This is a genomic window from Ruegeria sp. CDSA021, assembly GCF_059612325.1.
The window spans coordinates 1-26,792 of sequence record NZ_JBXWQJ010000014.1 but is presented as its reverse complement, the minus strand read 5'-3'; the positions used below and the strand labels follow the sequence as shown (position 1 = coordinate 26,792).

The 26,792-nt window shown below is 56.5% G+C and carries 29 protein-coding genes; 17 read left to right on the top strand and 12 right to left on the bottom strand.

Going from position 1 to position 26,792, the window contains the following annotated elements; genetic code table 11:
• Positions 1-98 precede the first annotated feature (98 nt).
• Both AC2FLD_RS17385 and AC2FLD_RS17380 read right to left on the bottom strand, forming a co-directional pair.
• Positions 99-1,064: a fatty acid desaturase gene (locus AC2FLD_RS17385; protein ID WP_233494643.1), complete on the bottom strand. Its 966-nt coding sequence runs from the start codon at positions 1,062-1,064 to the stop codon at positions 99-101.
• Positions 1,065-1,358: 294 nt separating this feature from the next.
• Entirely contained in the window at positions 1,359-1,601 is a 243-nt protein-coding gene (locus AC2FLD_RS17380; protein ID WP_282121138.1) for a hypothetical protein, read from the bottom strand.
• A gap of 154 nt (positions 1,602-1,755) precedes the next feature.
• Here AC2FLD_RS17380 and AC2FLD_RS17375 point away from each other — a divergent pair, with 154 nt between their 5' ends.
• Positions 1,756-2,490, top strand: a complete 735-nt coding sequence (locus tag AC2FLD_RS17375) for a Crp/Fnr family transcriptional regulator (protein ID WP_298854924.1) — start codon at positions 1,756-1,758, stop codon at positions 2,488-2,490.
• A gap of 78 nt (positions 2,491-2,568) precedes the next feature.
• On the opposite strand, the gene AC2FLD_RS17370 is transcribed toward AC2FLD_RS17375, so the two are convergent.
• The 7 genes from AC2FLD_RS17370 to AC2FLD_RS17340 form a co-directional block, all read right to left on the bottom strand.
• Positions 2,569-2,757, bottom strand: coding sequence for a hypothetical protein (locus tag AC2FLD_RS17370; protein ID WP_113788272.1), 189 nt, complete (start codon positions 2,755-2,757; stop codon positions 2,569-2,571).
• A gap of 338 nt (positions 2,758-3,095) precedes the next feature.
• Positions 3,096-3,233 carry a hypothetical protein gene (locus AC2FLD_RS17365; RefSeq protein WP_282121136.1) on the bottom strand — a complete coding sequence of 46 codons (138 nt, stop codon included), beginning with the start codon at positions 3,231-3,233 and terminating at the stop codon, positions 3,096-3,098.
• Positions 3,234-3,398: 165 nt separating this feature from the next.
• Positions 3,399-4,517: an alanine/ornithine racemase family PLP-dependent enzyme gene (locus AC2FLD_RS17360; protein WP_282170941.1), complete on the bottom strand. Its 1,119-nt coding sequence runs from the start codon at positions 4,515-4,517 to the stop codon at positions 3,399-3,401.
• On the bottom strand, positions 4,514-5,647 hold the full coding sequence (locus AC2FLD_RS17355; protein WP_233494631.1) for an N-acetyltransferase DgcN family protein: 1,134 nt from the start codon (positions 5,645-5,647) through the stop codon (positions 4,514-4,516). Before AC2FLD_RS17355 ends, AC2FLD_RS17360 begins: the two co-directional genes overlap by 4 nt.
• Positions 5,648-6,643: 996 nt before the next feature.
• Complete coding sequence (locus AC2FLD_RS17350) at positions 6,644-6,850, bottom strand: hypothetical protein (protein WP_298854938.1); 207 nt, start codon at positions 6,848-6,850, stop codon at positions 6,644-6,646.
• Positions 6,847-7,233 carry a hypothetical protein gene (locus AC2FLD_RS17345; protein ID WP_496671854.1) on the bottom strand — a complete coding sequence of 129 codons (387 nt, stop codon included), beginning with the start codon at positions 7,231-7,233 and terminating at the stop codon, positions 6,847-6,849. The genes AC2FLD_RS17350 and AC2FLD_RS17345 overlap by 4 nt, the downstream gene beginning before the upstream one ends.
• 43 nt (positions 7,234-7,276) lie before the next feature.
• Positions 7,277-7,546 (bottom strand): hypothetical protein, encoded by a 270-nt coding sequence (locus AC2FLD_RS17340; protein WP_282170945.1) that lies wholly within the window; start codon positions 7,544-7,546, stop codon positions 7,277-7,279.
• 326 nt (positions 7,547-7,872) lie between these two features.
• Here AC2FLD_RS17340 and AC2FLD_RS17335 point away from each other — a divergent pair, with 326 nt between their 5' ends.
• The 9 genes from AC2FLD_RS17335 to hflC all read left to right on the top strand — a co-directional run bounded on the left by AC2FLD_RS17335 (position 7,873) and on the right by hflC (position 15,079).
• On the top strand, positions 7,873-8,298 hold the full coding sequence (locus AC2FLD_RS17335; protein ID WP_282121130.1) for a hypothetical protein: 426 nt from the start codon (positions 7,873-7,875) through the stop codon (positions 8,296-8,298).
• Positions 8,295-8,741: a hypothetical protein gene (locus tag AC2FLD_RS17330; RefSeq protein WP_282121129.1), complete on the top strand. Its 447-nt coding sequence runs from the start codon at positions 8,295-8,297 to the stop codon at positions 8,739-8,741. The genes AC2FLD_RS17335 and AC2FLD_RS17330 overlap by 4 nt, the downstream gene beginning before the upstream one ends.
• 429 nt (positions 8,742-9,170) lie before the next feature.
• The gene (locus tag AC2FLD_RS17325) at positions 9,171-10,295 is read left to right on the top strand and encodes an SLC13 family permease (RefSeq protein WP_496671857.1); all 1,125 of its coding nucleotides are present in this window, start codon (positions 9,171-9,173) and stop codon (positions 10,293-10,295) included.
• Positions 10,296-11,253: 958 nt separating this feature from the next.
• Positions 11,254-11,520, top strand: a complete 267-nt coding sequence (locus AC2FLD_RS17320; protein WP_299986032.1) for a hypothetical protein — start codon at positions 11,254-11,256, stop codon at positions 11,518-11,520.
• A 38-nt stretch (positions 11,521-11,558) separates the two neighbouring features.
• Positions 11,559-11,945: a hypothetical protein gene (locus AC2FLD_RS17315; RefSeq protein ID WP_496671860.1), complete on the top strand. Its 387-nt coding sequence runs from the start codon at positions 11,559-11,561 to the stop codon at positions 11,943-11,945.
• An 8-nt stretch (positions 11,946-11,953) separates the two neighbouring features.
• On the top strand, positions 11,954-12,412 hold the full coding sequence (locus AC2FLD_RS17310; protein ID WP_496671863.1) for a hypothetical protein: 459 nt from the start codon (positions 11,954-11,956) through the stop codon (positions 12,410-12,412).
• A 16-nt stretch (positions 12,413-12,428) separates the two neighbouring features.
• Entirely contained in the window at positions 12,429-12,920 is a 492-nt protein-coding gene (locus tag AC2FLD_RS17305; RefSeq protein WP_282121196.1) for a hypothetical protein, read from the top strand.
• Positions 12,921-12,995: 75 nt separating this feature from the next.
• The gene (gene hflK / locus AC2FLD_RS17300; RefSeq protein WP_282121195.1) at positions 12,996-14,063 is read left to right on the top strand and encodes an FtsH protease activity modulator HflK; all 1,068 of its coding nucleotides are present in this window, start codon (positions 12,996-12,998) and stop codon (positions 14,061-14,063) included.
• A complete protein-coding gene (gene hflC / locus AC2FLD_RS17295) occupies positions 14,060-15,079 on the top strand; it encodes a protease modulator HflC (RefSeq protein WP_010442286.1) in 1,020 nt (339 codons plus the stop codon). Before hflK ends, hflC begins: the two co-directional genes overlap by 4 nt.
• Before the next feature lie 445 nt (positions 15,080-15,524).
• Here the strand turns inward: hflC and AC2FLD_RS17290 are convergent, their stop codons facing one another.
• Positions 15,525-16,763 carry an L-rhamnose isomerase gene (locus tag AC2FLD_RS17290; RefSeq protein WP_496671865.1) on the bottom strand — a complete coding sequence of 413 codons (1,239 nt, stop codon included), beginning with the start codon at positions 16,761-16,763 and terminating at the stop codon, positions 15,525-15,527.
• Positions 16,764-16,772: 9 nt separating this feature from the next.
• Positions 16,773-18,875: a bifunctional rhamnulose-1-phosphate aldolase/short-chain dehydrogenase gene (locus tag AC2FLD_RS17285; protein ID WP_496671868.1), complete on the bottom strand. Its 2,103-nt coding sequence runs from the start codon at positions 18,873-18,875 to the stop codon at positions 16,773-16,775.
• A gap of 187 nt (positions 18,876-19,062) precedes the next feature.
• Here AC2FLD_RS17285 and AC2FLD_RS17280 point away from each other — a divergent pair, with 187 nt between their 5' ends.
• The 7 genes from AC2FLD_RS17280 (at position 19,063) to AC2FLD_RS17250 (ending at position 26,170) form a co-directional block, all read left to right on the top strand.
• Positions 19,063-19,863, top strand: a complete 801-nt coding sequence (locus AC2FLD_RS17280) for a DeoR/GlpR family DNA-binding transcription regulator (protein WP_496671870.1) — start codon at positions 19,063-19,065, stop codon at positions 19,861-19,863.
• 39 nt (positions 19,864-19,902) lie between these two features.
• Positions 19,903-20,904, top strand: coding sequence for a rhamnose ABC transporter substrate-binding protein (rhaS, locus tag AC2FLD_RS17275; protein ID WP_496671873.1), 1,002 nt, complete (start codon positions 19,903-19,905; stop codon positions 20,902-20,904).
• Positions 20,905-20,973: 69 nt separating this feature from the next.
• Positions 20,974-22,506 (top strand): sugar ABC transporter ATP-binding protein, encoded by a 1,533-nt coding sequence (locus tag AC2FLD_RS17270; protein WP_496671876.1) that lies wholly within the window; start codon positions 20,974-20,976, stop codon positions 22,504-22,506.
• 10 nt (positions 22,507-22,516) lie between these two features.
• Positions 22,517-23,500: an ABC transporter permease gene (locus AC2FLD_RS17265; protein ID WP_496671899.1), complete on the top strand. Its 984-nt coding sequence runs from the start codon at positions 22,517-22,519 to the stop codon at positions 23,498-23,500.
• Complete coding sequence (locus tag AC2FLD_RS17260) at positions 23,497-24,483, top strand: ABC transporter permease (protein ID WP_496671879.1); 987 nt, start codon at positions 23,497-23,499, stop codon at positions 24,481-24,483. The genes AC2FLD_RS17265 and AC2FLD_RS17260 overlap by 4 nt, the downstream gene beginning before the upstream one ends.
• A complete protein-coding gene (gene rhaM, locus AC2FLD_RS17255; RefSeq protein ID WP_496671881.1) occupies positions 24,483-24,797 on the top strand; it encodes an L-rhamnose mutarotase in 315 nt (104 codons plus the stop codon). The genes AC2FLD_RS17260 and rhaM overlap by 1 nt, the downstream gene beginning before the upstream one ends.
• On the top strand, positions 24,794-26,170 hold the full coding sequence (locus AC2FLD_RS17250; RefSeq protein ID WP_496671883.1) for an FGGY-family carbohydrate kinase: 1,377 nt from the start codon (positions 24,794-24,796) through the stop codon (positions 26,168-26,170). The genes rhaM and AC2FLD_RS17250 overlap by 4 nt, the downstream gene beginning before the upstream one ends.
• Positions 26,171-26,584: 414 nt before the next feature.
• Here AC2FLD_RS17250 and AC2FLD_RS17245 read toward each other — a convergent pair.
• The coding region (locus AC2FLD_RS17245; protein WP_496671886.1) for a hypothetical protein at positions 26,585-26,792 on the bottom strand (208 nt) is incomplete at its 5' end.

The window sequence follows — 26,792 nt, the reverse complement described above, 5'->3', positions numbered from 1 at the left end:
ATGTGGCCGTCCGTGGAGCAACAAATGTCCTATTGAGGTGCTCCCAGTTTCCTATCCAACGCACCAATTCACTGACCAGTGGCAATATTACGCAAGGCTCAGGTGGGAAGTGCCCGGGCCTCTGCAAACGACAGCAATCTGCGGCTTTTCTCATCCCAAAGGTGCAGTCGCGCGCAGCGGAAGCTTTCCCAAAGCGTAATGCGTCTGGTCTGTGCCAGGACGTCGTGATCCTTGACCACGTCGTGTAAACGGTAAAACGGGATGCGGCTGGCCAGGTGATGCACATGGTGGACTCCGATGTTCCCGGTGATCCAGCGCAGGATGCCGGGCAGAGCGTAGTGCGAACTGCCGTGAAGGGACGCGTCCCGGATGTTCCAGTCTTCCTCGTGCCGCCAGCTGGTTTCCTCAAACTGATGCTGCACGTAGAAAAACCACATGCCGGCTATTGCGGCCAGAAGCATCGTCGGCAGGAAGACGAACAGCATTACCTCCCAACCGCCCAGCAAGACAATCACTGTCAGAGTGAGGCCTATGGCAACATTTGTCGCCATCGCACTCAACCAGTAGCGCCAGCCGGACCGCATCAGGTGTACTGGCAGCCGGTTGTGCAGGAAGAACGTGTAGAACGGCACCACCCCGAACAGGAAAACCGGATGGCGTAACAGGCGGTAAAGCGTACGACCGGGCCATCCCTTCCCGCGGTACTCCCTGACTGTCAGCACCGGCAGGTCTCCGATGCCCCGCCGGTCCAGGTTTCCGCTCGTGGCGTGGTGGATCGCGTGGGTCTTGCGCCAGACGTCGTAGGGTGTCAGCGTGATAACGCCGATCACGCGACCGATCCAATCGCACAGACGCCGGTCGCGGAACAGGGAACCATGCCCGCAGTCGTGCTGGATTATGAACAGCCGGAGCAGGAAGGCTGCATTCGCCAACGCGAGAGCCAGTGCCAACGCGGTGCTGATCGAGAGCACCCACCAGGCAACCGCCCATATTGCCACGAAAGGCGCGAGCGTGACCGTCAGTTCGAAAATACTGCGAGAGGGGATTGGCTGCCGGTACTTCATCAGGGTTCGTGTCCAGTCTGATGCGGTCAGCCGCGCCTCTTCCTGTCTTGGACCGGTTACACCGGAGGGGTATCCCGCGCTGGGTGCCCCGCCCGTGACGGGCAAGGGTCCTGGCTGGACCCGCGCTTGCCGCGCGGTCGAGGCAGATCCGGCAGTCTGCATGTCGGTTTGGATGCTACCGTCTTGGTGGCCCATGCTACCCGGCATGTCCTGCTGGTCGGGCTGTTGGCCCCGTGCGTTATTCGAGTTGGACGAAAACGGCATGGGCGATATCTATCTCGCTGAAATTATGTGTCATCCCGGCGGCCTCCGAACGGAGTTCCCGCTAGCAATGATCCGGTTGATGAGAACCGCCACGGACCGATGCGCCTCTATCTCTCCATCAGTTACAGCCGCGGTTTCATGCGTCTTTGCAGCATCGCGAAGGATACCCATGATCTCACGTTCTGCGAGAAGCTTGTGATCGTTCATCGCCAGCAGCATCGACTCGCAGATTGCGAGGGCCGCCATTCCCGAGAAGTCCTGTTCGCTACGCATTTTGTGACTTCCTTCCAGGTAACGGTTAAAGTAACGCGCGACCGGGCGGCCTCGCTTATCACAAGCATCTTCGCAGAAAAAAGGCTATGTTGGGCTAACCGAAAGCAGTCTCTGCACGATTGCGCCTGGAGCTTTTCCGGCTTGTGAGGCCCCGATGACGGATATCTTTGAAAGCCCGCTGACACGGAAGCTGCAAGTTTTCGTCGCCTTGTCTGACGATGAATTGGACGTTTTGAAGCGTTTGCATCTGCGCCGCCGTTCCTTCACCGCGGGGCGTGATCTTGTGCATCAGGGGCAGTCGGATCAGGCCGCTTACATTCTGGCCGCTGGTTGGGTGTGTTCCTACAAGCTTCAGCCGGATGGAACCCGACAGATCGTAGACTTCCAGATACCAGGGGATTTTCTTGGATTGCGCAGCGTCCTTCTGCGCACCTCCGACCACAGTTTCGAACCGGTCACGGACATTCAGGCGGTGGAGGTTCTGGGGGGCGACCTTCTGGAAGCATTCGAGAAAACGCCTCGCCTGGCGGCAGCCGTTCTCTGGGCAGCATCACGGGACGAAGCCATGGTCGTCGAACACCTCGTTGGGGTTGGCCGACGCGCCGCAGATTCGCGCATGGCGCATTTCTTCTTGGAACTGGCGGAACGGCTGAGGTTGGTCGGAATGGGGAGCAAGAAAGGATTTGCTTGCCCTTTGACGCAGTACCATCTTGCTGATGCACTCGGCTTAAGCGCCATCCATGTGAACCGTGTTTTGAGGCAGCTTCGCGAAAAACGGCTGCTGACCTTTCAGGACGGCCGCGTGACGTTCGACGACTATGACGGATTGGTGGCCATTTCAGGTTTCGATACGGCGTATCTGGATCAGACCGGCCCACTTTTGAAATGAAGGAGGCCGCCCTTCGCTAAACTTGGGCGGCCTGATTTTCTTCTAAGACGAGATAAGTCAGTAATAAGACGAGATAAGTCAGATAATCTCTTCTGCAGCCGCGTTGAGTTCCCTGTCCGTCTCGTCGTAGTTATTCGCCTCGTGCGCTTTCTCGGCAGCCTGGTAGTGTTCCAGCGCCCGATCCTTTCTGGGACCGGCAGGTGCTTTGTCACAAGCTGCTTTGACCGAGGTCATCTTCTCGGTGACATTGGTTTGTTCAGGCGTCATTAGAATGTCCTTTCCTGGACATTCCGAGAATAGGAAACGCTGGGCAATGCGGCTCGTTTCAAGAACCGCACGCTTCACGCGCTTCTATTTTGCTCGGAAATGAGTGCCGCCGGAGATTCGGCAGGCACGAAGCCATGTACTCATCTTCTCCGCCCCGCAATACTGACGCAGGTTAGCTTGGGATAAAGCCACACCGCGTGGGTAATGATCTGAGGGGGAAATCGGTGACGCTTGTAGCTGATGGATGTTGAATTCATCGATGTCACCTACGTCCAAATCATATCATCGGCAACCGAACGACGGTTAACGTGACGACACCGTTCAGACCTACCGGATTTTCATAATTTCTTGGGGTCAGACTTGACCTGTTCCGGGCCGATGAAGGCAGGTTTGAGTTTGGGTTCGACTTCTGAGTCTTCAGCAGCCTTCGAATTCAGCAACGCTGCCGCTCTGATCGTCAGATCCTTGAAAGACATGCTTTTTCCTTTGATTGCCAACAAGTATTTCGAACTCGCGATGGAACATAAAATTCACTTGTGGCTAGTGCACATATAGGTGTTGGAGACCCGATTTACTATGGGCTACCAAGAGATCGGTTCCTCTATCGTGATTTGATGCTGCCTCAATTTGAGCTCATCGGCCTATATCACCGTTGGATGCACACGATCCGGTTCTATCACAGCTCCGTTCCAAGTTGTTTCACTGACAAAGACCTTTTCGACATCGGTCGCGTTCATCGCCCTCATGAGCGCACCGTAGTTCAACTGACACCTGATTTCGGCCCCAACCTGCAAAGCGCATTTGGAGGTTTCAGTGACAGTGTGATCACTCGTCGCGCCGACAAATGTGATGTCCGTAGGAAAGCTCAGCCCGCCAACATTCGTGTCCTGCAGCCCGACAGCAAGAACCGAACGGGACTTGCTGGAACTATCCTGCACAAGACGCAACGCCAAAAGAGCCGGATCAATCAGACGCAAGGGAAAGGGCCTTGTCTTGAACTTTGTTTCGATCACCTCGACCACAAGAGTGAACGCATCTGTATGAAGCCCATCTATCTGCTCGCCGGAAACGGGATCGGTGCCCAACAGGATCGCCTCGCCCAGGCGCAGTTCGTTGATACGCCCCTTTGTCGGTAGATCCAAAGCCCAAGGTAAATTGGCGGAACTGCCTCCTGATACGGTCTCAAGAAATGGGCCGCAAGCGCCCTCGATTTCGTATGCGAGCGTCGTTACGACATCCATTGCATCAGCGTTCGGAGCAATGTTGCCCAGGCAGGCGAAGTTGGCACCAATACCTTTGAGAGCTACGCCAGGCATCTTCATCACCAATGTCGCGATACGCTCAAGATCTTCTGGCATTATCCCATCGCGCATATCTCCCATCTCAATCATCAAGATAACGCCATGCACCTCGCCATTGCGTAGCGCGACTGCGGAAAGTTCCGCGATAACGTCAATCTCTGTATTGTAACTGGTTTCACAGGTCTCGATGATTTGATCGATTTCGCTCAGCAAAGGAGAGCGGATCATGGATATTGGGCAGATGATGCCGGCGCAACGCATGCGCTTTACGTTCGCGACCCGGGCATCGGCCAACTGGGAAACGCCGCTTTCTAGCATGGCATGGGCGACGGCTGGGTCACCGCAAACAGCCTTTGTCACGCCTGTCACACTGATCCCGTGCGAAGCAAGACGGTCCACCAGAAAGCGCGTATTCTGGCGGATCTTGCACAAGTCGATTTCGATCCGCGGCGTCGTCATTCGGCAACCACACGCGGCAATGGCCGCAACTGGGGATAGGCAGAAAGAACCAACTCTGCCAAGTGCGCCGCTGGTCGGAGCAGAGCGTCAGTCACTGGGAGACAGAAGTTGCGTGAAAAGCCCCTGATGGCTGTTTCCACCTCGGTGTTCGTCATTCCTTCATGATTGAGCGTGACACCAATCACTTTCGTTTTGGCGAAAGCTTCGATAAGTTTTATCTCGAGGCGCGGATCGGGCATCGGCATGTTGGGAAAATCGCAACGGTGGGTCCGTTTGGGGGCGTGTTGCAGAATGACGGCGTGTGGCTGGCTACCGCGAAGAATGAATGCTGATGTGCAGAAAGCCGGATGGCTGAGCGCGCCTTGGCCTTCAATTAGGATGACATCTGGTTGTTCCTTTTCGGATGCCGCAACAATGACACGCTCAAGCTCGCCACAGCAGAACTGAGGCGGCACTGCATCCAAGGCAATACCATACTTGGCTCCCTGCATCACGCCGGTCTGACCGGTTCCGACCAAAACCGTCTTGATCCCCCGTTCATTCAGGGCATTCGCCAGCAAAGTTGCCGTGGTCCGCTTTCCGATTGCGCAATCAGTGCCCAACACAGCGATACGGATCGCTTCAACATCTGCAACGCAGCCGTCAAACAGACGCATGTTCTTGCTAGGTTGCGGCTTCCGAATGTCCCGAATGGTAACACATCCAAACTGGGCGGCTGAGCCAATTTCGAGATCGTCGCCGAGATATTCGTGTAGCCCACTGACGATATTCATGCCTGACGAAATCGCGTCCAGAACAACGCCTCTGTCTGCCGTGGACAATGTACCACTGGACGGTGCCATTCCATAGATCAGAGTGTCTGGGGCTACCGCTTCGTGAGCGATGGCCGCGCTAAGATCGCCATGCACTGGAATGCCGTTGTCGATACCATCGAGAACCTCGCCGCTGTCACGCCCTTCTAGAGTGCTGTCAATTACTGACAGAACACGAAAGACCTGCGAAAACCGGACTAGACCGTTTGCAGTCTTGCCGTCAGTCTTGCCGAAATTCCCTTCACAATAGACGGTGGCGGTTGGAGCGTCATAAGAGATTATCTTAGGAGGGTTATCTGGACAAATTGAGAGTTCCATCGGCGGCGCCTGTGCTGCTCTTGCGACCGGTCTCTTCATTTGCGCTAAATGATCTTCCGTTTTCATGTCTGTTCCTTTCTATGTCGAGCCAAACCCGGGACAATGAAGCCACCAGGGTCAACGAAGTGACGCCTGATTTGGGATCAGCAGGGTTCGCGTTAGTTGTTCAGAACGCAAACGCCCTTTGATCGCTGGAAATTTCGGTGGCACTCCCAGCGGTTTCCGGCCCTGTCCAAGTGGGCGTTGGCCGGTAAGTCTATGAAAACGCATCCACTGGCAGTTTCCGCATACCCGCGGTCACATTTCCAACCTTGTCCATGGGAGGCATCGTCAAAGTAAGCGTTCTCGGGAACAATAACCGGTTCACAAGCGCCAACTCGCTGGAAGTACCCGCGCTCGCATGTCCAGGGTTGCCCATAAGACGATCCATTCAGAAAGGCATTGGCTGGTACCATGATTGGGGCACATATCTCACCTTCGGCCCGATAGCCCCGATTGCAAACCCAAACATCACCATAAGACTCGCCCGACAGGTACCCGTTGTCAGGTACTGCAACTTCCAGGCAAGTCTCGTCAATTTTCACGTAGCCGCGCAGGCACCGCCAACTTTTTCCTGAAGAGGCGAGATATCCGCCTTCGGGTACGGGTACTTCGACACAAGCCAGGCCATTTTCTTCTAGAAATCCATGCAAACAATCCCAGCCCCTGCCATAGGTCCTGTTTGTTGCGTAAGCATTCTGAGGGACTATAATGGCGACGCAAAGGTCGTCTTCGATCCGGTAGGATCGGTCGCATTCCCATCCGTCCCCGTAACTCCTGGAGTGTGCATTCTCAGGCATGAGGGCGTCTGCAGATTGTGCGAACACAGGGAATGCGAATGACGCGAAGATACCAGCCAGAATGTACATTCTTACCGAAAGCCGTTCTGACGGTTTCTTTTTGGGCAATTTTCTAGGTGTCATAACTGGCTCCCTTCTGACCTAATGGCATCGGCTTTTATTCTTGGGTTTCAGTTGCCCTGTTAAGGTCCTGTTGGGTGCGCCACGACTCAGGCCGTTCGTCTCGTAGTGGTGGCACGTCTTCGTTCTCGATAGTTTGGATAGGGTGTCCCGTCAGTTCCGCTGATTGAACGGCCATCGTCATCACAAAAGACAGCTTCTGCAGCGCCATTTCAGCCAACGGTTTTGGTGTGGCATGTTTCATCCCTTTTCCACCGTGTTTTCCGCGCGTTCCGGCGGCTTGTCGACGTCAAGGCTGGCAAGACAAGCTTGAGCGATGTCACGGTCCGGAACATCCGTGCCCGGAATGGTTGCCCAGCCTGTCTCCATGACGGCATCGCGGCGTTTGTAGGTTGTGGCTTTTCGAATAGTGTCAATATGTGCAACCCGATCCGGATCCACGCGTGCCATATCGAGGCAGACCGGCACCATCGCCGCTATGACTTGGTTTCGAGCCATCGCCGTCGCTCTGGTATCTGCGGTTCCGCCAGTCACCCAACCGCCCCATGAAAATCCAACCACACCGACAAAGACCGCACCGATCACGGCCCCATAGATGCTAGGTTTCAGCCATTCAGGAGTGTTCATTTCGAATCCTCCAGCGGAGAAAGCGCCGCCTCGCTATCATTTTTCAGTCTGGGTCAATGCGCCGGTCCCGGCGCAGCGCCGTTTCTAGGTCTTTCTCGGTAATTGGACGCTGTTCGGTGCGACCAATCTGGCTCCCTTTCCCATGGACGACCAAGTAGGTCGCAGTCCGGCGAAAGGCCTCAAAGCTGAGGCTTTGCAAAAGCTCTTCTTCGACGACGATTTCATATTCGCCTGCGGCCAGCTCGTCCGAGTAGCCCGGCAATACAAACGCATTGGCAAAAGTCACCATCGATCTCGACGATCGCGTGCTCATCCCCGACCTCCAGACTGTCTGCGGGTCTTTCCCGCGCCATTGTCACTCACCACCAGATTCCAGGGGCTACATGGTCGAACGAACTCCCTCCTTGTATCTCATGATCATTCGACGGGCGCTGACGCATGTTAGTCTCGGCCACCGGAATGCAATCTACCGAAGGCCCCTGGACCGCCAACTGGACTGACCTGTGTAAGGGCACCGCGACGAGCGATCGCGTAAAATTGGTTAAATCTGAAAATGCTCCACCTGTGTGCGTCCAGAACTTCGTTTTGCCCGGTGCGTACTGGTCAAGAGCTGACCGTCAATAAAAGAGGAGAATAAAGATGGCTGAAAACAAAGCACTGGGTACTCGCCCACCTGAATTCGAACGCTTTCTCTATGCACCTGTCGGCGAAGACCGGAACGGATATGTCGTGACGGTTCTCTCGGCGCTTGCACGTCTTGGCCTCGATCCCTGGAACGAAACCGCCGAACTCGTGAAGTTGCGGCGGGAAGAAGCCTGCGCGCGGCTTGAGATCCTCCTTTCGAAATTCAGGGACGTTCCCGAGCTAAAGCAGGACCACAATGCCGTCGCGCAGGAATTGAGCCTGTTGCTTCCGGAAAGCCCACGAGTAACTCCTCTGACGCGGGTGAGCTCGACAGTTGCCAATGGTCGCTTGGTGTCCAGCGGTGCAATCTGGACGATACTCGCGATCGTCTTCGTCCTGATACAAATGCTGTTCATCAATTCGCCAGGATCAGACGAATGACCTCTGCCCATCAAGCGCCCGTGGACCACCGGCGATCGATTGAGAGACCTGAGGTCACGTCGGCGATCGAAGACGCGTTCCTTTGGAGCCTTGAGGAGAGGTTCTGGACTAGTGGTCTAGATAGCGCGCGCGCGACGACTGCACAGAACGCCGTCATGATCTTTCCCTTTCCGCCCGGCATCCTTCAAGGCGAACAGGTCTGGGACCACTTGCAACGGAATACAGGCTGGCGATCTGTTGTGATGACCGACCGCAATACGACGCTTCGCGGCAGCATTGCAATGCTCGCGTATCGCGTTTCGGCCGAGAAGGCCGGCGTGCCGATCTATGAGGCACTCTGCGCGTCCACATATTTGCAAGATGAGGACAATTGGCTTAGGATTTCGCATCAGCAAACACCCGTGATCCCGACTGAGTTGCTCACCAAATTCGTTTGGTCCTGATCCGTCCAATCCGCGGGCTGAAACAAGGTTTGCAGATCGGCGACAGTTGATAGAGATGAAGAAAATAACTGCTGGTACGACCTGTGCAGGTTTTAAATGCCTTGTCATGCTCGAGCACCGGCGCAGTGCAATCTGTGGGCGTCGATCTCGCAGATTTCGGGCATGTCCTCCTCCTTTCCTGAAGGAGTGTGTTTGCATCGGGTCCAAAGCACCAGCCACTGCGCATTGTGAAAGGAAAAACCAATATGTTGATACTCGATTTCCTTTCGGTCTTTCTGATAGCTGCCCAAATATTGGCTTTGTACCTAATCGCCTCAGATTTGATGATGAACAACACGCCGGTCGTCATTGTCTTAATCCCGGTGGCCATTCGATTGGCGCGAAGCCTCATTTTTTGCCGCAACACGCCTGCTGATCCCGCAATCATACATGGCGGTTCTTGGAGGAACTTGCACACTTATCGGGAATACAACCAATTTGCTGGTTGATGGTGTGCCGCAGGCATCGGGAATCGAGCCCCTTTCAATTTTCGAAATTATTCCGGTCGGTTTGGTTGCGGCAGCCACGGGCGGTTTGGCATTACTCATGCTCGGGCCTTTTCTTTTGCCCGATCGCGGGGATATTGCACGACTGGGCGCAGACAATGAAACAGCCTTCTTCACAGAGCTTCGTCCGTGGGAGGATTATCTGGGCGTGGGTCAGCGCATGGGCGGAATTTTTGACCTGAACCGGCGAGGCATGGAGATCATTGGTGTCCGGTCGCGATCCGGGGTAAAGCGCGATCGCCTGAATGAGCACGTTCTCGAGCCAAGTGACAAGATCATTGCCAAGGTGACGACATCGGAACTCCTCACCCTCCGTAGGATCGAAAGTAGCGAAGTTAGTTTGCGTCAAGGACCAGTCCCCGAGACCGTCACCGACCTGATAGTCGCTGAGGCTATCGTTACCCTTTCCCGTCGAAGTCGTGGTGTGCGAATTTGCCCAACTCGCTATGGCATGCGCGTCATTGGCGCCCACCGGCACGGGGAAACAATTGGACCTGACTTGTCAACGGCACTCCTGCGTCCGGCTGATACGCTGCTTTTGGAGGGAACACTTGAAGGCTTTGCGCAGATGACCGAGGCTGGCGATCTCGCAGCGATCACGGATGCCGGAGGCCGCGCTTTCCGCCGCGAGAAAGCGCCGCTCGCTCTCCTGGCGCGGTGTGTGGTCGTGGTCCTTGCAGCCGCTAGGATAGCCGAGGTCAGTGTGCTTGCTCTCATCGCCATTGCGACCATCCTCGTATTGCGGTGCATCGACAGCAACGAGGCCTGGAGTTCCATCGACGCAGGTGTTCTTGTCCTGATCTTCTCAATGTTGATTGTGGGGATAGGTCTTCAAAACTCTGGGGCCGTTGGCCTGATCGTCAAAAGCGTAACCCCGGCACTAGACGGAATGCCTCCAATTGTAACGCTTGCTGCGGTCTACCTATTGTCCTTGGTGCTGACCGAAGCAGTCACCAATAACGCTGTTGCCGTCGTGGTGACCCCGTTCGCAATCGGCCCTGCCGAATAGTACGGCATTGACCTGCGGCCCTTTGTTGTTGCGGTGATACTTGGGGCGAGTACAAACTTTGCTACGCCTGTTGGCTACCAGACTAATACCTTGGCATAGTGTTTCAATGTCGTCGCCTTTTTGGACCTTCAGGCGCTTTGTCCCAAGCGGCCTTGACGGAGGCCATGTGCTTGACGGTGTGGTTTTCCAGACTCTGGTCTTCATCATTCATTGGAATGTCCTTTCCTGGACGGTCCGAGAATAAGAAGCACGAGACTCATACAGCCCTTTTGGGGAGCTCCATGTTCCCCGCGCCCCTCAGGTACTCAAAAAAAATGCCAACCAAATACACAGCGGACACATGTCACCTAACGGATTTCAGAGCGCCTTCGTACTGACGCAGGTTAGCCCGCTTGAGCCAGATAAAAGATCCGCGCAAGCATCAGAGCGCCCATGAGTGCAATCAGCATCCAATAAATCGGGATCTGCCTCTTCCCAAGGTTCGAGTTCTAGCCTTGCAAGGGCCGAAAGTACCGTAACAGCATTGCCCTTCCGATCCTCACCAACGAAAGCTAGCAAAAACCGATCGAACTCAGGGCTATGCGGGTAAAGAATGCCACCTGCGGGCATCACCATTTCCTCCTTTTCAGTGCTTTCGGACCTTGGGAGCGAACGTGCCGACTGACCGGGGCCTCCTCTGGCAAGATCAAAATGTTTCGGATTATTTCGATCATACCCGCATCGCTTGGAGCACGCGCTGACGCAGATCAGCCGGTGTCCAAACCTCTAGAGTCAAGCATCAGGGCAGCTCCAAGGTTCGCCGGCACTGCCCAGGGCCCAGCGGCGCTAACATGGGTCAGCGCGCATCGCCCGGTTCTGGGATAATGTATGATGACCGCAAATGCAGGCTACCTCTCTGCAATCAGGATACGGCAGCCCTTGCAGCGCGGAAGGCACGTATACATCGCGGAGACCGGGGATGGCGCTGCGTTCAATCAGATCCACCGTGACCTTCCCGCGCCCGTTTGCCCTATCCGGATATTCGGACGAGCTGCCTGCCGGTGAATACGAAGTATTGGTTGAGGAAGAACTTATCGAGACGCTGAGTTTCACGGAATACCGCAGAACAGCGATTTTCCTGACCATAAACGGCAAGGGGCGTTCGCTGGGCCGAACAGAAATGCGGCCAATTACCTGGACCGACCTGGAAACGGCACTTGGCCACGGCATTCAATGTGACACCTGAAGATAGCGAGGCGGCGCTTTGCCGCTGGAGGAACTACAATGAACACTCCCGAATGGCTTAAACCCGGCCTCTACGGTGCCGTCATCGGCGCGGTACTTGTTAGTGTAGCTGGATTTTCTTGGGGCGGCTGGGTAACCGGCCGAACCTCGAACGACAGGTCCGTGGCTATGGCCCGTGAACATGTTGCCACCGCATTGGTGCCTGTCTGTCTGGACATGGCCCGATCCGATCCGGAACGGGCTGCCAAGATGGCGGCGATCCGGGCAGCCTCTACCTTCCGGCAGCGAGAGGCCCTGATGGCGGCTGGCTGGGTGACGATACCAGGCACAGAGACCCCGAACCGGGACATCGCGCAAGCCTGCCTTGCAGCCCTTGACGTAAACAAGTCACCGGAGCGTCCGGAAAACACGATCAATGAAGGATGAGCAGCGCCATGTCACCACCTCTGCCTGAAACAACCGATCTTGAACGGCGCGTTCTAGCCCATGAACGGGTTCTCCAGTCGCTCATTGCTTACATGTCGCACACGGAACCGCGTTTTGTTGAGCACCTGAAGAAGCGTTTTGTTGAGCCGATGGCCATGGTGCGGCACGAGCATGACCACCGGAACGCGGATGACTACGCGGAGGAGTTTATTCGCGCCGTGATGGCCCTTGGAGAAACGCAATTGCCAAAGGCGGTGAGCTCCAGCGTACTCGTTAAGCCATTGCACCAACCGGAACAGAGACAAACATCGGCACACCCCTATTATCCAACCGCGCAAGCTGATCGTGTCCGTGTCAGAGAGAGGAATGGGATCTGGGAGGTCAAGGTGGATGGCGTATTCCACGGGGACTACCACGACAAGGGCATTGCTCTGGCAGCCGCAGCTTTGGCGCGCTTGTCGCTTTGATGAGAGGACTTCTCCTATGAACGAGCTAGTCAGAAAGTCAATTGCGGTTTTCGCCCGGCCTTTCAGTGTGCCTGACTTCGACGAGAGGCTTCCGGCAGGAGAGTATGACATTGAAACGGAACTGTGTTCACCGCCCGACCAGCTGCACCCGGAAGTCTGGAAAGCATCTGTAGCGGTGAGGCTGCATTCTCGGGCATCCCACCCCGGCCTGGCGAGAACCTTGACCGTTTCACTGGCCGACCTCGATGACGCCCTGGCAAAGGACAAGCTGACCGGAAAAGATCTGGCCGAAATTTTCCTCGAAGAAATGCTGGCAGACCCGATGGTTCGGCTGGTGATGGAGGCCGACGGTGTTTCCGAGATGCAGCTTCGGCATCTCTACGCGGGCGGGCGCGCATCTCAGGCGGACAAAGAGACATGGGATGCGGATACAACAGGTACATCGCCACAAGAAAACTCACAAATACAAGCTGCTGAGAACGAAGGAATGCCGACACAGAGGGAATAAGACACGTGGATCCACCCCGCCGACCGCCAAGGTCTGCGCCGAGTGCCGGTTCGCACGAGCAAGGGAGAAAACGATATGCCCGACCAGAACGGCGGCCCGGAAGACCGTGGGCCATGGCAAAGCAAACAGAAGAGCAATCCTCCCGAGATTGACGATCTTCTTCGTCAAGGCCGCGACCGCCTGAGCGGATTACTCCCTGAAGGGCGGCCGCCTCTGAGAGGGGTACTGGTTGCAGGAGCGATAGTCTTGGCGGCGGTTGCAGCCTGGTCTTCTTATTACACAGTCCCGAGCGACTCGGTCGCCGTTGTCCAGCGTTTCGGCAAATACATTGCTGAGGTTCCGCCTGGCCTGCATTTCAAATTCCCGTTTGGCATCGACGTTGCCACACTGGTGCCCGTGAAACGGCAACTGAAGCAGGAATTCGGATTCACCACACCGGGCAGGAGTGATCCCTTCCAAAGCCCGTCAGACGGCCGACGTGAAACCGAAATGGTTACGGGAGATCTGAACGCCGCGCTTGTGGAATGGGTGGTGCAGTACCGGATCTCGGACCCCCTGAAGTTCCTGTTCGAGGTACGCGAGCCAAGCGCGACTTTGCGTTACGTCTCTGAGTCGGTGATGCGCGAGGTCGTTGGAGACCGCACGGTTGACGAGGTCATCACCATCGGCCGGCAAGAGATCGAGAGCGAGGCACTTTTTAAGATGCAGGCTCTGTCCACGAAATACGCCATGGGCATCAGCATCGACCAGGTGCAGCTGAAAAACATCAACCCGCCGGGACCCGTTCAGGCGTCGTTTAATGAGGTCAACCAGGCCCAGCAGGAAAAGGAACGCCTGATCAATGAGGCGCGCCGCGAATATAACAAAGTCATTCCGCTGGCCGAGGGCGAGAAAGATCAGCGGATCCGCGAGGCCGACGGCTATCGCCTGAAACGCATCAACGAGGCGGAAGGCGACGCCGCGCGGTTCACCGCGCTTTTGGCCGAATACGTCAAGGCACCAGAGGTCACGAGGCGGCGGATATACATAGAGACACTGCAGGATGTTCTGCCCACAATCCTGTCAAAAATCATTGTTGAAGGATCGACTGCGAGCATCCTGCCGCTTTTGAACCTCGACAGGCTTCAGGAGGATCCGTCATGAGCATCAGACTGGGTCTCATTGCAGGGATTGCGGCTGCAGTTGGCGTGATTGCCTCCGGTTCCCTCTACACAGTTGGCGAAGTCGAACAGGCCATTATCACCCAATTCGGCAAACCCGTGGGAGAACCAGTTATAACGGCCGGTTTAAAGCTAAAGCTGCCCATCGTTCAGGAAGTCAACCGGATCGACCGCCGGGTTCTTGAGTGGGATGGCAATCCGTCCGACATGCCCACTAAGGACAAGCTCTACATTTCCGTCGATCTGTTCGCCCGCTGGAAAATCACCGACCCGTTGCAATATTTCCTGCGGCTGCGCGATGAGCGCAGCGCGCAATCCCGTCTGGACGATATTCTCGGCAGCGAAACCCGCAATGCCGTCGCAAAACACGAGTTGATAGAGATTATCCGGACTACGAAAGGCCGGATCCCGCTGCGGGACACGCTTCTAACCGATGAGGAGCGTGCGCAGGACATAGGTTCTCTGGTTCCTATCCAGAAAGGCCGCGCACTTGTGGAACAGGAGATTTTCGCAGCCGCCTCAGAGAAGGTTCGTGTATTTGGGATCGAGCTTCTCGATATCCGTTTCAAGCGGATCAATTACAATGAGAGTGTGCGTCCGAAGATCTATGACCGCATGATCTCCGAGCGTCGCCAGATCGCTGAACGTTTTCTTTCCGAAGGCAATGGCGAAGCCGCGCGAATTCGCGGCAACCGGGTTCGCGATCTGAACAAGATACAATCCGAAGCGTATCGCGCCGTCGAGGAAATCCGCGGCGTGGCTGACGCCTCGGCGGCTGCGATCTACGCAAAAGCCTACAACATCGACGCCCAAGCAGCCGAATTCTATGCGTTTACCCGGACAATGCAGGCCTACAAGGACATGATTTCAGGCGGAACGACGTTGGTCCTGACAACCGATAGCGAACTTTTCAGGTTTCTGAGAGGAATGGAGGCCGGAGAGCCGTCTGGGAGTACGTCTCCTCCCCCTCCCGGCCTGACGGCTGCGGCCGAACGCTGATGAATCGGAGGACAAAGAGATGACGGAAGAACCGGTGGGTTTAGACGAAACGCGAAGCGCCGAACGCCAGATTGCGACCGACACCCGTTGCCGCAAACGCGGCGTTTGGGAGCAGACGCCATCCACTCCATCCGCGTTTAATAGGTTCAAAGATTTGGGTTTTCGGCACGTGCATCCGCCGCAAACGCAAAAGTCCAGTTTGTCCGCGTCTTATCGGTTCGCATAGGGCACAACGAATGGCAACTGGTTTACATGTTCACTATTTGTTTTTCATGACGCCCAAATATGCACGCTCGGGTCGGTTGGGCCTGTTTGGAAGCTTTTCTGCTTCGCAGGAAGATAACCAGCCGTTCGTCGTGCGTCGCTTCACATTGCGTTCCTAATCCAAATGCTTCTCGATCAGGTAGGTCCCGTAAAATCGAGCCGGTGATCCTTGCAAAGAACCTCAACCGCGGCGTGCTACTTTGGTTTGGTATCTGTCGAGTTCTTTGATCAACGCCTGGCCGTTTGGAACATTCTCACGAGCCGAGAACTCATTCCAAATCTCGCCGAACGGCATGTCCTTGTACTCTTCGGTGACCGCAAAACGTTTCGAAAAGTCGAGGTCGTTCTCGGCAGTCTTCAATTCTTCCAATGGAAGCAACAAAGCACGAAGCAAAGCTTTTTGCATATTGCGTGTGCCAATGACCCATGCTGCTGTCCGACTGATCGTCGCGTCAAAGAAGTCCAACCCGATGTGTGTTCTGCCAAGCAGATCGGCACTAACCAGTTCCTGTGCCATTTGCAGGATATCGTCATTCAGAAGGATAACGTGATCGCTGTCCCACCTCATGGGGCGTGAAACGTGCAGCAGGATTTCGTCTAGCGAGAGAGCCACCGCGCTCAGTTTGTCGGCGATGTTTTCGGTCGGGTGGAAGTGACCCATATCGAGACAAAGAAGCGTGCCATTGCGTATCGCATAGCCCATATAAAATTCGTGGCTGCCCACGGTGCAGGCTTCGACACCAATCCCGAAAAGCTTGCTTTCGACGGCATCCAGCATCTGTGCTTTGTTCTGATGCGGTGCCAGCACGGCATCAAGCGAAGCTTCCAATCGAGCGCGGGCCGACATACGGTCGACCGGCATGTCTTTGTAACCGTCCGGCACCCAAATGTTGTTCACGCAAGGCGAGCCCAGAGTTGCGCCCATTTGTGCGGCGATGTCGCGCGAACGGCGGCCATGCTCAATCCAGAAATCGCGAATACCCTTGTCCGGATGGCTGAGTGTCAGATTATCGTCTGCCTTGGCATGGGCAAAGAAGGTCGGGTTGAAGTCCAGCCCGATGCCCTGATCCTTGGCCCAATCGACCCACGGCGCGAAGTGTCTGAATTCGATCTCGTCGCGGTCGGGGGTTTCATCCGTGTCCAGATACATCGCATGGAGGTTCAAACGATGTTTGCCAGGGATCATCGAATAGGCAAACTCCAGATCGGAGCGCAGTTCCTCTGGCGTGCGGGCGCGGCCCGGGTGGTTGCCGGTTGCCTGAATACCGCCTCCTGATGAGCCGGATTTCTGTTCGAACCCGACCACATCATCGCCTTGCCAGCAATGCATCGAGATCGGGATGGTTTTCAGGCGTTCCAGCGCTGCCTCGGTATCGACGCCCCAATCGGCGAAGGCGGCTTTTGCGGTCTCGTAGCTCATTTCCGCCTCCTAGCGCGTGAAGGCCTGGACGTTGCCGGCGTCCACATTGATGATGTTTCCCGTGGACTTGGCCGAGGTGTCGGCGGCAAAGAAATAGCAGGCCTCCGCGATGTCTTCGGGCAGGACCGAGCGCTTCAGCATGGAGCGCTGGCGATACATCTCTTCCAGCCCATCCTTGTCAGTGCCGTAGGTGTCTGCGCGCTGCACCAACCAATCGCCTTCCCAGATTTTCGATCCGCGCAGCACCGCGTCCGGATTCACGACATTGACGCGAATACCGGCCTCCGCCCCTTCCAGGGCGAGACAGCGGGCAAGGTGAATTTCGGAGGCCTTGGCGGTGCAATAGGCGGCGGCGTTGGGTGACGCAGCGAGGCCGTTCTTGGAGGCCACGAAGACCACAGAGCCGCCCATATCCTGCACCCGCATGATCTTGAAGGCTTCGCGGCTCACCAGGAAATAGCCCGTGGACAGGATGTCCATGTTCTTGTTCCAAAGAACCAGGGAGGTTTCTTCGATGGGTGCAGAGGAAGCGATACCGGCGTTCGAGACCAGAATATCGATCCCGCCGAATTCAACCGACGCCTCGACAAAGGCTGCCGCGACGGCGTCTTCGCTGGTGACGTTCATGGTGACGCAGCGGACGACGTCTTTGCTGTACCGGCTGGCGAGGTTGTCTTGAGTTGACGCCAAGCCCTCTTCGTTGATGTCTGCGAGGACAACGCAAGCACCTTCTTGCAGATACCGTTCCGCAGTCGCAGCGCCAATGCCGCCAGCGCCACCGGTGACTAGGGCCACCCGCCCGGCAAGCGACTTGGGTTTCGGCATGCGCTGTAGCTTGGCCTCTTCAAGAAGCCAGTATTCGATGTCAAAAGCTTCCTGTTCCGGCAGGCCCTGATATTCACTGACCGCCGAAGCACCGCGCATCACGTTAATCGCGTTGACGTAGAATTCGCCTGAGATGCGGGCCGTTGCCTTGTCCTTGGCAAAGGTGATCATGCCAACGCCAGGCACGAGATAAACAACCGCGTTCGGGTCGCGAAGCACCGGGCTGTCGTCATGTTTGCAGCGGTCGTAGTAGGCGGCATAGTCGTTGCGGTAGGCCTCGATCTGAGCCGGCAGCCCTTCCAAAACATCGTCGATATTTCCCGCTTCGGGGTCGAAGGGCACAACCAGCGGGCGGATTTTCGTGCGCAAGAAATGGTCTGGGCAGGATGTGCCGAGGGCCGCCAGCGGTTCCATGTCCTTGGCATTGACGAATTCCAGTACTGCGTCGCTGTCGTTAAAGTGACCAACCATGTGCTGATTACCCGACACGAAGCCGCGGATCGCGGGCATCAGCCGCGCAGCAATGGCGGCCCGTTCGTTGGGTGGCAGACTGTCATGGATCGCGCCACCGAAGGGTGCCACATCCTTGCTGCGCTCGCCCAGCCATTTGGTTGCGACGTTGATCACATCAATCGTCTGGTCGTAGCAGTCCTTGGCCGTGTCGGCCCAGGTGAACAACCCATGGCTTTCCAGCACGACGCCGTCGGCATCCGGGTTTTCAAGACAGAACTTTTCCAGCCACAATCCCAACTCGTAGCCCGGCTTTTTCCAAGGCAGCCAGCCGATGCGGTCTCCGAAAATCTCTCGAGTCAGTTCTTTCGAATTCTTCGACGCGGCAATGGCAATGATGGCGTCTGCGTGGACATGATCGACGTGTTTGCGTGGAACATAAGCGTGCAAAGGCGTGTCAATCGACGCGGCGCGCGGATTCAGCTTGAACGTGCAATGGGGCAGATAGCCGACCATTTCGTCTTCAAATTCAACACCACGATAAAGCGGTTTCAGAGCACGCAACTTATCCATGTAAAGCGTCGCAAACCCGTCCATCTTCATAGATCCGATGTCGCCGCCCGAGCCCTTGACCCACAGCACCTCGACCTCGTCGCCGGTGAGAGGGTCGGTCTCCACCACCTTGGCAGACGTATTTCCGCCGCCATAGTTGGTGACCCGCTTGTCGGAACCAAGAGTGTTCGAGCGATAGAGCAGAAGCTCCGATTCGCTTTTCCCTTCTGCGTCCGCATCACTCCAACGGCTTTCCAAAAGCTGGCTTTCCAATGATTTCAACATGTTTCCTCCCGGTTGGCGCGATGCGTCCATAGTCCTGACTTGCTGTAAGGTTGAGCCGTGCGGCCCAATTTGTCAATCAGTTTCGATCATTTTCAATCATGCTGCGCCGCAGAATGACGGATAATGACTGTTTTTGATTGACAGATGATGCGAATCTCGACACCGTAAGGCACTAAGGGAGGCTGGAATGCACGAAAAAGAACGCCATACGATTATCCTATCCGCGGTCGAAGAACGTCCCGTGGCAACAGTTGTCGAACTGTGCAATCTCACCGGTGCCTCCGAAGCCACCATCCGTCGCGACATCGCAACGCTGGACCAGCAAGGCCAGTTGCGGCGCGTGCGGGGCGGGGCCGAGGCATTGAGCCCGCCGCAGTTCGTGGGCCTGGCTGGGCGCCCCTTCTCCGTCAACGAAACCATGAGGATCGCGGAAAAGCAGGCCATCGCGGCGGCGGCTGTCGATCTTTGCGAGGATGGTGACGCGATCATTATCAACGGTGGCACGACGACGTTTCAAATGGTTCACCCATTGGCCAGTCGGCGGATGCAGGTCTTCACCAACTCGTTCCCGATTGCTGAACATCTGCTGAAGCATTCGAAGAACACAATTATGCTCTCGGGCGGCACGATCTACCGCGAACAAAACATCATCCTTTCGCCCTTCGACAATGACGTCACACGCAACTTCTGTGCGACGCGCATGTTCATGGGTGCCCAGGGGCTTGGGCCACTAGGCTTGATGGAGGCAGATCCGCTGTTGATCCAGGCCGAACAAAAACTGATCGGTCAGGCCGACGAGCTTGTCGTTCTGGCCGATAGCTCGAAATTCGAGCAACGCTCAAGCCTTGTTCTTTGCCCTTTGAACCGGATCACAACTGTTATCACCGATGACCAGATTTCTGACAAAGCGGCCGCCATGCTGGAGGCCGCAGAAGTGACGCTGATCGTTACCCAATCCGGGGGCGCTCAGAGAAACGTGGCCTCGTAGGGGGGCTTTCACCGCAAACGTACTTTAGGGAGGATTCCAATGAAACGTCGCACTTTTACCGCTCTCACCACGAGCCTCACGTTGGCTGCCAGCCTGTTTGGCTCAACCGCCATGGCACAGGACAACATGCGCATCGCGCTTGTCGTGAAGGCCCTTGGCATCGGTTTCTTTGAGGCCGCTGCAGAAGGCGCCGAAGAGGCCGCCAAAGAACTGGGTGGTGTCGAGATCATCTACACCGGCCCCACTGACACCACCGCCGAAGGCCAGATCGAGGTGATCAACTCGTTGATTGCGCAGGGCGTGGATGCCATTGCCGTGTCGGCCAACGATACCGACGCGCTGGTGCCGACGCTGAAGAAAGCGATGCAGCGTGGCATCACGGTAATTAGCTGGGACTCGGGCGTGGCGGAAGAAGGCCGCGCGGTGCACCTGAACCCGTCTTCTAACGCGCTGATCGGTAACATGATCATCAAACTGGCCGCAGATCATCTGCCAGATGGCGGTGACGTTGCCGTTCTTTCAGCCACCACGACCTCGACCAACCAGAACGTCTGGATCGAAGAAATGAACAAGGTGATGGGCAACTATCCCGGCATCAACGTTGTGGCGACGGTCTATGGCGACGACTTGGCCGACAAATCCTATCGCGAGGCCACGGGCCTGATGCAATCGTATCCCGATTTAGATGCCATCATCGCGCCGACCTCGGTTGGCATCGTTGCGGCGGCTCAGGCCGTGGTTGACGCTGGCAAAGTGGGTGAGGTCAACGTGACCGGTCTTGGTCTGCCGTCGGAGATGGCCGGTGCCATCGAGAACGGCGCGTCGAAGTCCTTCGCGATCTGGAACCCGATTGATCTGGGGTACTCGGCCACGATGATTGCGCACGCGTTGGCTTCAGGCAGCGCGAATGCCGAACCGGGTGCCGAGATCTCGATTGGCCGCGTTGGTACGATCACGCTGGACGAGACAAATTCCGCCGCAATGGCGGACCCGTTCATCTATGACGCTTCGAACATCGATCAGTTCAAGTCGATCTTCTAAGCACACCATTTCCTGCGCGGCCATTATTGCCGCGCAGGACATTTTCATTCCCGATAGCCGAGGCCTTCGATGCTGAAACAAGCCGAAATAGCGATAACGCCCGACAACACGGTCGAGGAAGTCGCTGTACTGGCCCTGAACGGGATCACAAAGACCTTTCCGGGCGTCAAAGCTCTTTCAGAGATTTCGCTTCGCCTCGTTCCCGGCAAAGTCACGGCCTTGGTTGGAGAGAACGGAGCGGGCAAGTCCACGGTCGTCAAAATTCTGACCGGCATCTATCAGCCCGATGGCGGCTCGATCCTTGTAGACGGAAAGCCAACCGCCTTTCCCGTACCGCAGGCCGCGTCCGACAATGGAGTCACGGCCATTCACCAAGAAACGGTGCTGTTTGACGAACTGTCCGTAGCCGAAAACATCTTCCTGGGCCACGCCCCGCGCGGGACCTTCGGGTTGATCGACCGGAAAAAGATGGCCGAGAAGGCACGCGAAATCCTGAGCGGCATCGGTGCGAACATCGATCCCGAACACAAGCTCAAGGACCTTGGCATCGCCAACAAGCACCTTGTGGCAGTTGCCCGAGCCCTGTCTATCGATGCGCGCGTGGTCATCATGGACGAGCCGACCGCAGCCCTTTCACACAAAGAGATTGAAGAACTATATGAGCTGGTCGAGGCCCTGAAGGCCCAGGGCAAGGCGATCCTGTTCATCAGCCACAAGTTCGATGAGATTTTCCGAATTGCAGACAACTACACAGTTTTTCGCGATGGCCAGTTGATCGGAGACGGTGCCATCGCGGATGTCAGTGAACCCGAGCTTGTCAAGATGATGGTGGGCCGGGATGTCAGTCAGATCTTTCCTGAGCGGGAGTCCAACTCGGGTGACACCGTCCTCAAGGTTGCTGGATATTCCCACCCGACAGAGTTCGAAGACATCGACTTCACCCTGCGGAGGGGCGAAATTCTCGGTTTCTACGGCCTTGTCGGCGCGGGTCGGTCAGAGTTCATGCAGGCTCTCTTCGGGATCACGCGCCCCTCGGCCGGAACTGTCGAGATCGACGGAAATCACGTGCAGATCAAATCCCCTGCCGATGCAGTCGACAGCGGCATCGTCTATGTGCCCGAGGATCGCGGCAAGCAAGGCGCCATCCTTGATCTGCCCATCTTCCAGAATGTCACACTCCCGTCGCTGGGACGCATCTCCAACAAAGGCTTTCTGAAGCTGGCCGAGGAATTCAAGCTGGCTCGCGAATACACCGAACGGCTGGACCTGCGCGCGGCGTCGCTGGACACCCATGTGGGCAACCTTTCGGGCGGTAACCAGCAGAAGGTCGTGATCGCCAAGTGGCTTGCGACCCAGCCCAAGGTCATCATCCTGGATGAACCCACGAAGGGCGTCGACATCGGATCAAAAGCCGCCGTGCATGAATTCATGGCCGAGCTCGCGGCTCAGGGCTTGGCGGTGATCATGGTCAGCTCGGAAATCCCCGAGGTTCTGGGCATGTCCGACCGCGTCATCGTCATGCGCGAAGGCCGGATGGTCGCGGAGCTGGCAAATGGCGATCTGCAACCCGAAACGCTTGTCCGCCACGCCGCCGGTATTTGAGGGAACGCCCATGCTGAAACGCCTTTTGACATCACGTGAAGCCCTTCTTGTCGGCGCGATCATACTTTTGTTGGTGCTGATTTCGTCCCGCTTCCCCGCCTTCGTGGCACCCGGCAACCTTGCCAACGTGTTCAACGATACTTCGCCGCTGATACTCTTGGCCATCGGCCAGATGATCGTCATCCTGACCAAATGCATCGACCTCAGTGTCGCCGCCAATCTGGCGCTGACGGGCATGGTCGTCTCGATGGTGAATGTCGCCGCACCCGGATTGCCGATTTTCGTGATCCTTGTGATCGCCGTGGGACTTGGCACCCTGATGGGCATGTTCAACGGTATTCTCGTGTGGAAGCTCGCCATCCCGCCCATCGTCGTGACGCTAGGCACCATGACCATTTTCCGGGGCATAATCTTCGTGATCTCGGACGGCAAATGGGTCAACAGCCACGAGATGAGCCCGGCATTCAAAGCTTTCCCGCGCACGGAAATCCTTGGCCTGCCGGTTTTGGGCTGGATCGCGATTGTCGCCGTCGTTGCCTTCACAATCGTCATGACGCGTACAACACTTGGCCGCGCCTTTTATGCAGCGGGCGGCAACCCGCACGCGGCCACCTATGCCGGGATCAACGTCGGCAAGACCCAATTCTGGGCATTCACGATCTCAGGCGCTCTGGCAGGATTGACCGGCTATCTCTGGGTCTCGCGCTTCGCCGTGTCCTACGTTGATATTGCAGGGGGCTTTGAATTGGACGTCGTGGCCGCCTGCGTCATTGGCGGTGTGTCTATCATGGGTGGCATCGGCACCATTGCGGGTGCGCTCTTGGGAGCCTTGTTCCTCGGCATCATCAAGAACGCCTTGCCGGTCGTCGACATCTCGCCCTTCTGGCAACTCGCCATCTCGGGCGGTGCCATCATCATCGCCGTGGCACTCAACGCACAGGCCAATCGCGAGAAAGGCCGGATCATCCTCAAACGCGCGGAGCATGCGACATGAGCACCACCGACCGTTTCGTCCCCGACCGTCTGCAATCGCCGCTGGAGCAACGGCTGAAGAGTTGGGAAACGCTGCTGCTTTTGGTTGCCATCGGCATCTTTGTCGCCAACAGCTTTGCATCGCCCTATTTCCTCAACGCCTGGAACCTGAGCGACGCCACCTTCAACTTCACCGAAAAGGCGATGATCGCCTTTGCGATGGCCCTGCTGATTATCTCCGGCGAGATTGACTTGTCGGTCGCTTCGATCATCGCCCTGGCTTCTACCGCCATGGGGGCCGCCGTTCAAATGGGTGTTGGCACGCCTGGGCTTGTGCTGATTGGGCTTGGCGTGGGCCTCATTTGCGGGGCCTTCAACGGCATGCTTGTCACACGCCTCGGCCTGCCTTCCATCGTTGTTACCATCGGTACAATGAGCCTTTTTCGCGGCATCAGCTTTATCGTTCTGGGTGACCAAGCCTACAAAGGTTATCCAGCTGACTTTTCCTGGTTCGGCCAAGGCTACGTCTGGTGGGTGATCTCATTCGAGTTCGTACTCTTTGCAATCATTGCGTTGATCTATGCGGTCCTTTTGCACAAGACGAATTTCGGTCGAGCGGTTTACGCAATTGGGAACAATGCAACCGGTGCGATGTTTTCGGGCATCCGTGTTCAGCGCGTGAAGTTCATCCTGTTTCTTTTGACTGGCCTGATGTCGGGAGTTGCCGCGATCTGCCTGACGTCTCGGCTTGGCTCGACGCGTCCCTCGATTGCCACAGGATGGGAGCTGGAGATCGTCACCATGGTGGTTCTCGGCGGCGTCAGCATTCTCGGCGGCTCGGGCACCATCATCGGCGTTGTCATCGCGGCCTTCGTGATGGGTCTCGTGACCTTCGGGCTGGGACTATTGAACGTGCCGGGCATCGTGATGTCCATCGTCATTGGGGCGCTCTTGATCGGCGTCATCGCCCTGCCGCGCCTCTGGTCCATGTGGCGGACGCGGTGATGGAGAAGTTGGCCTTCAAGATGAAGCTTAATCCTGGCTGTCGCGCGGAATACATCAGGCGCCACGACGAGATATGGCCGGAACTGTACGACCTGTTGAAGGACGCGGGCGTCGGCGACTATTCGATCCATCTCGACCCCGACACGAACATCCTTTTCGGCGTGCTGTGGCGCAAGGTCGGGCACACCATGGACGATTTGCCGAGCGATCCCGTGATGAAAAAGTGGTGGGCGCATATGGCGGACATCATGGAGACGCATCCAGACAACGAGCCGGTCGCCACGCCGCTTGAAACTGTCTTCCATATGCCATGACAGGCCACGTCGCGGTTATAGACATCGGCAAAACCAACGCAAAACTTGTGCTGGTCGACCGCGAAACGCTGACTGAAGTCGCTGTCATTACGCGCCCCAATACCGTCCTGACTGGCCCGCCCTGGCCGCATTTCGATGTGGAGGGGCATTGGGCGTTTCTGCTGGAGGGTCTGCGCAACTCTCACGCCGCGCATGGCATCGACGCTATTTCCGTTACAACGCACGGCGCTTGTGCTGCCCTTATCGACAGCAACGGAAACTTGGCCGCTCCGATCCTGGATTACGAGTTTGCCGGTCCGGATGAACTGGCGGACGACTACGACGCCATCCGCCCTCCCTTTGCGGAAACCGGGTCTCCTAAACTGGCGGGCGGTCTGAACATTGGCGCGCAATTGTACTGGCAGTTTCAAATGGACCCGGAATTGAAGGACCGGACACACCAGATCGTCACCTACCCGCAATTCTGGGGCGCGCGGCTGACCGGTGTGACTGCTACAGATGTCACCTCGCTTGGATGCCACACCGATCTTTGGAACCCGGCCGAGGGTGCATTCTCGTCGTTGGTCGAGGCGCTTGGTATCACCGAAAAGATGGCCCCTGTGCGGAAGCCTTCCGATCTCCTCGGGCCAATCCTGCCGCATATTGTCGATGCAACGGGCCTGCCGCCCGAAACCCCGGTCTATTGCGGCATCCACGATTCCAACGCGTCGCTTCTGCCCTATGTCTTGGCCGAAACACCCCCATTCAGTGTCGTGTCGACCGGAACCTGGGTGATTGCGATGTCAATTGGTGGGCATAATACCACGCTCGATCCAGATCTCGACACCCTGATCAATGTGACGGCCCTCGGACGTCCAGCGCCCTCAGCGCGATTCATGGGGGGACGGGAGCATGATGTTGCAACCGGAGGAGACTCCCCCAGCCCAACTCCACAGGATCTGGGACATATCGTTTCTAACCAGATTATGCTGATGCCAGCCGTTGTGCCGGAGACCGGACCCTTCAAGGGTCAAAACGCGCGATGGATTGGCGTCGAGCCTGAAATTGGAACTGGCAAGCGCGGTGCGGCAGTGGCCCTTTATCTGGCGCTTGTGACAGCTGAATGCCTTTCCAACATTGGGCACGAAGGAAGTATCATCGTCGAAGGCCCTTTCGCGGGAAATCAAACCTATCTCGACATACTTAGAATTGTGACGGGTTCGGATGTGCGTCGATCACTCGGTTCCACAGGGACAAGTGCCGGTGCCGCTCTCCTCGTAGATGGAGCAACCACCCCACCACCGGTTGAAGTCAACCCGATGTCGATCAGCGACAAGACTTCTGCGGAACTCCTCGGCTACGCCGCTCAATGGCTTCAGATCGTGAAAGCGTGAAAACATCGCATTTGATGTTGAAGGTCCGTAATATTGAAACGCGCCTCGTCGGCACAACAGTCTTGCTGCGCTTGCGAACAATTGCTGCACGAGCAGTGGCTGTAGATGCGCAAGGCAGCTTCGTCCCGCCCACCTACCATCCGATACTGGAATTTGAACGCCCGGAATGTGCGGTTTTCGGCCTGTCGCGCATGCGAAAGACCGAAGCTCGCTAAACGGCAGGTGTGGGCTCTTCTTACCATTACGGGCTTGTTGCAGAGAATGGCGGAATCGAGCCCAAATCTACCGATGCTGCAGCTAGTTCGAATGGGCGTGATGAGCACAGAACGGACGTCCCCGGGTTTGATCACTCCTCCTGCCGACTCTTGAGAAGAGGCAATTATACACACGCATAAGCCACCTATGGATTTACATCTAAGAAGCTTTCGTTGGAACGAAGGTCACTAAATTCGAGCCTGGCTTCAACTCTCCACCTGTAAACAATTGTACATGATATAAAATTCTTTTCAGTTTTTTGCTATTAGGCCTGTCTGTACAAATCATCGCTACAAACAAGGCGAATTTTGGCTTGGAGCGTTTCTCTGCCCCTGTTTCGCCGATGACAAGGAGGAAAGAAATGTTC

Excerpts from the sequence above, each read along its gene's own strand:
- AC2FLD_RS17385 (WP_233494643.1), bottom strand. The coding sequence starts at position 1,064 with ATGAAGTACCGGCAGCCAATCCCCTCTCGCAGTATTTTCGAACTGACG.
- AC2FLD_RS17380 (WP_282121138.1), bottom strand. The coding sequence starts at position 1,601 with ATGCGTAGCGAACAGGACTTCTCGGGAATGGCGGCCCTCGCAATCTGC.
- AC2FLD_RS17375 (WP_298854924.1), top strand. The coding sequence starts at position 1,756 with ATGACGGATATCTTTGAAAGCCCGCTGACACGGAAGCTGCAAGTTTTC.
- AC2FLD_RS17370 (WP_113788272.1), bottom strand. The coding sequence starts at position 2,757 with ATGACGCCTGAACAAACCAATGTCACCGAGAAGATGACCTCGGTCAAA.
- AC2FLD_RS17365 (WP_282121136.1), bottom strand. The coding sequence starts at position 3,233 with ATGTCTTTCAAGGATCTGACGATCAGAGCGGCAGCGTTGCTGAATTCG.
- AC2FLD_RS17360 (WP_282170941.1), bottom strand. The coding sequence starts at position 4,517 with ATGACGACGCCGCGGATCGAAATCGACTTGTGCAAGATCCGCCAGAAT.
- AC2FLD_RS17355 (WP_233494631.1), bottom strand. The coding sequence starts at position 5,647 with ATGGAACTCTCAATTTGTCCAGATAACCCTCCTAAGATAATCTCTTAT.
- AC2FLD_RS17350 (WP_298854938.1), bottom strand. The coding sequence starts at position 6,850 with ATGAAACATGCCACACCAAAACCGTTGGCTGAAATGGCGCTGCAGAAG.
- AC2FLD_RS17345 (WP_496671854.1), bottom strand. The coding sequence starts at position 7,233 with ATGAACACTCCTGAATGGCTGAAACCTAGCATCTATGGGGCCGTGATC.
- AC2FLD_RS17340 (WP_282170945.1), bottom strand. The coding sequence starts at position 7,546 with ATGAGCACGCGATCGTCGAGATCGATGGTGACTTTTGCCAATGCGTTT.
- AC2FLD_RS17335 (WP_282121130.1), top strand. The coding sequence starts at position 7,873 with ATGGCTGAAAACAAAGCACTGGGTACTCGCCCACCTGAATTCGAACGC.
- AC2FLD_RS17330 (WP_282121129.1), top strand. The coding sequence starts at position 8,295 with ATGACCTCTGCCCATCAAGCGCCCGTGGACCACCGGCGATCGATTGAG.
- AC2FLD_RS17325 (WP_496671857.1), top strand. The coding sequence starts at position 9,171 with ATGGCGGTTCTTGGAGGAACTTGCACACTTATCGGGAATACAACCAAT.
- AC2FLD_RS17320 (WP_299986032.1), top strand. The coding sequence starts at position 11,254 with ATGGCGCTGCGTTCAATCAGATCCACCGTGACCTTCCCGCGCCCGTTT.
- AC2FLD_RS17315 (WP_496671860.1), top strand. The coding sequence starts at position 11,559 with ATGAACACTCCCGAATGGCTTAAACCCGGCCTCTACGGTGCCGTCATC.
- AC2FLD_RS17310 (WP_496671863.1), top strand. The coding sequence starts at position 11,954 with ATGTCACCACCTCTGCCTGAAACAACCGATCTTGAACGGCGCGTTCTA.
- AC2FLD_RS17305 (WP_282121196.1), top strand. The coding sequence starts at position 12,429 with ATGAACGAGCTAGTCAGAAAGTCAATTGCGGTTTTCGCCCGGCCTTTC.
- hflK (WP_282121195.1), top strand. The coding sequence starts at position 12,996 with ATGCCCGACCAGAACGGCGGCCCGGAAGACCGTGGGCCATGGCAAAGC.
- hflC (WP_010442286.1), top strand. The coding sequence starts at position 14,060 with ATGAGCATCAGACTGGGTCTCATTGCAGGGATTGCGGCTGCAGTTGGC.
- AC2FLD_RS17290 (WP_496671865.1), bottom strand. The coding sequence starts at position 16,763 with ATGAGCTACGAGACCGCAAAAGCCGCCTTCGCCGATTGGGGCGTCGAT.
- AC2FLD_RS17285 (WP_496671868.1), bottom strand. The coding sequence starts at position 18,875 with ATGTTGAAATCATTGGAAAGCCAGCTTTTGGAAAGCCGTTGGAGTGAT.
- AC2FLD_RS17280 (WP_496671870.1), top strand. The coding sequence starts at position 19,063 with ATGCACGAAAAAGAACGCCATACGATTATCCTATCCGCGGTCGAAGAA.
- rhaS (WP_496671873.1), top strand. The coding sequence starts at position 19,903 with ATGAAACGTCGCACTTTTACCGCTCTCACCACGAGCCTCACGTTGGCT.
- AC2FLD_RS17270 (WP_496671876.1), top strand. The coding sequence starts at position 20,974 with ATGCTGAAACAAGCCGAAATAGCGATAACGCCCGACAACACGGTCGAG.
- AC2FLD_RS17265 (WP_496671899.1), top strand. The coding sequence starts at position 22,517 with ATGCTGAAACGCCTTTTGACATCACGTGAAGCCCTTCTTGTCGGCGCG.
- AC2FLD_RS17260 (WP_496671879.1), top strand. The coding sequence starts at position 23,497 with ATGAGCACCACCGACCGTTTCGTCCCCGACCGTCTGCAATCGCCGCTG.
- rhaM (WP_496671881.1), top strand. The coding sequence starts at position 24,483 with ATGGAGAAGTTGGCCTTCAAGATGAAGCTTAATCCTGGCTGTCGCGCG.
- AC2FLD_RS17250 (WP_496671883.1), top strand. The coding sequence starts at position 24,794 with ATGACAGGCCACGTCGCGGTTATAGACATCGGCAAAACCAACGCAAAA.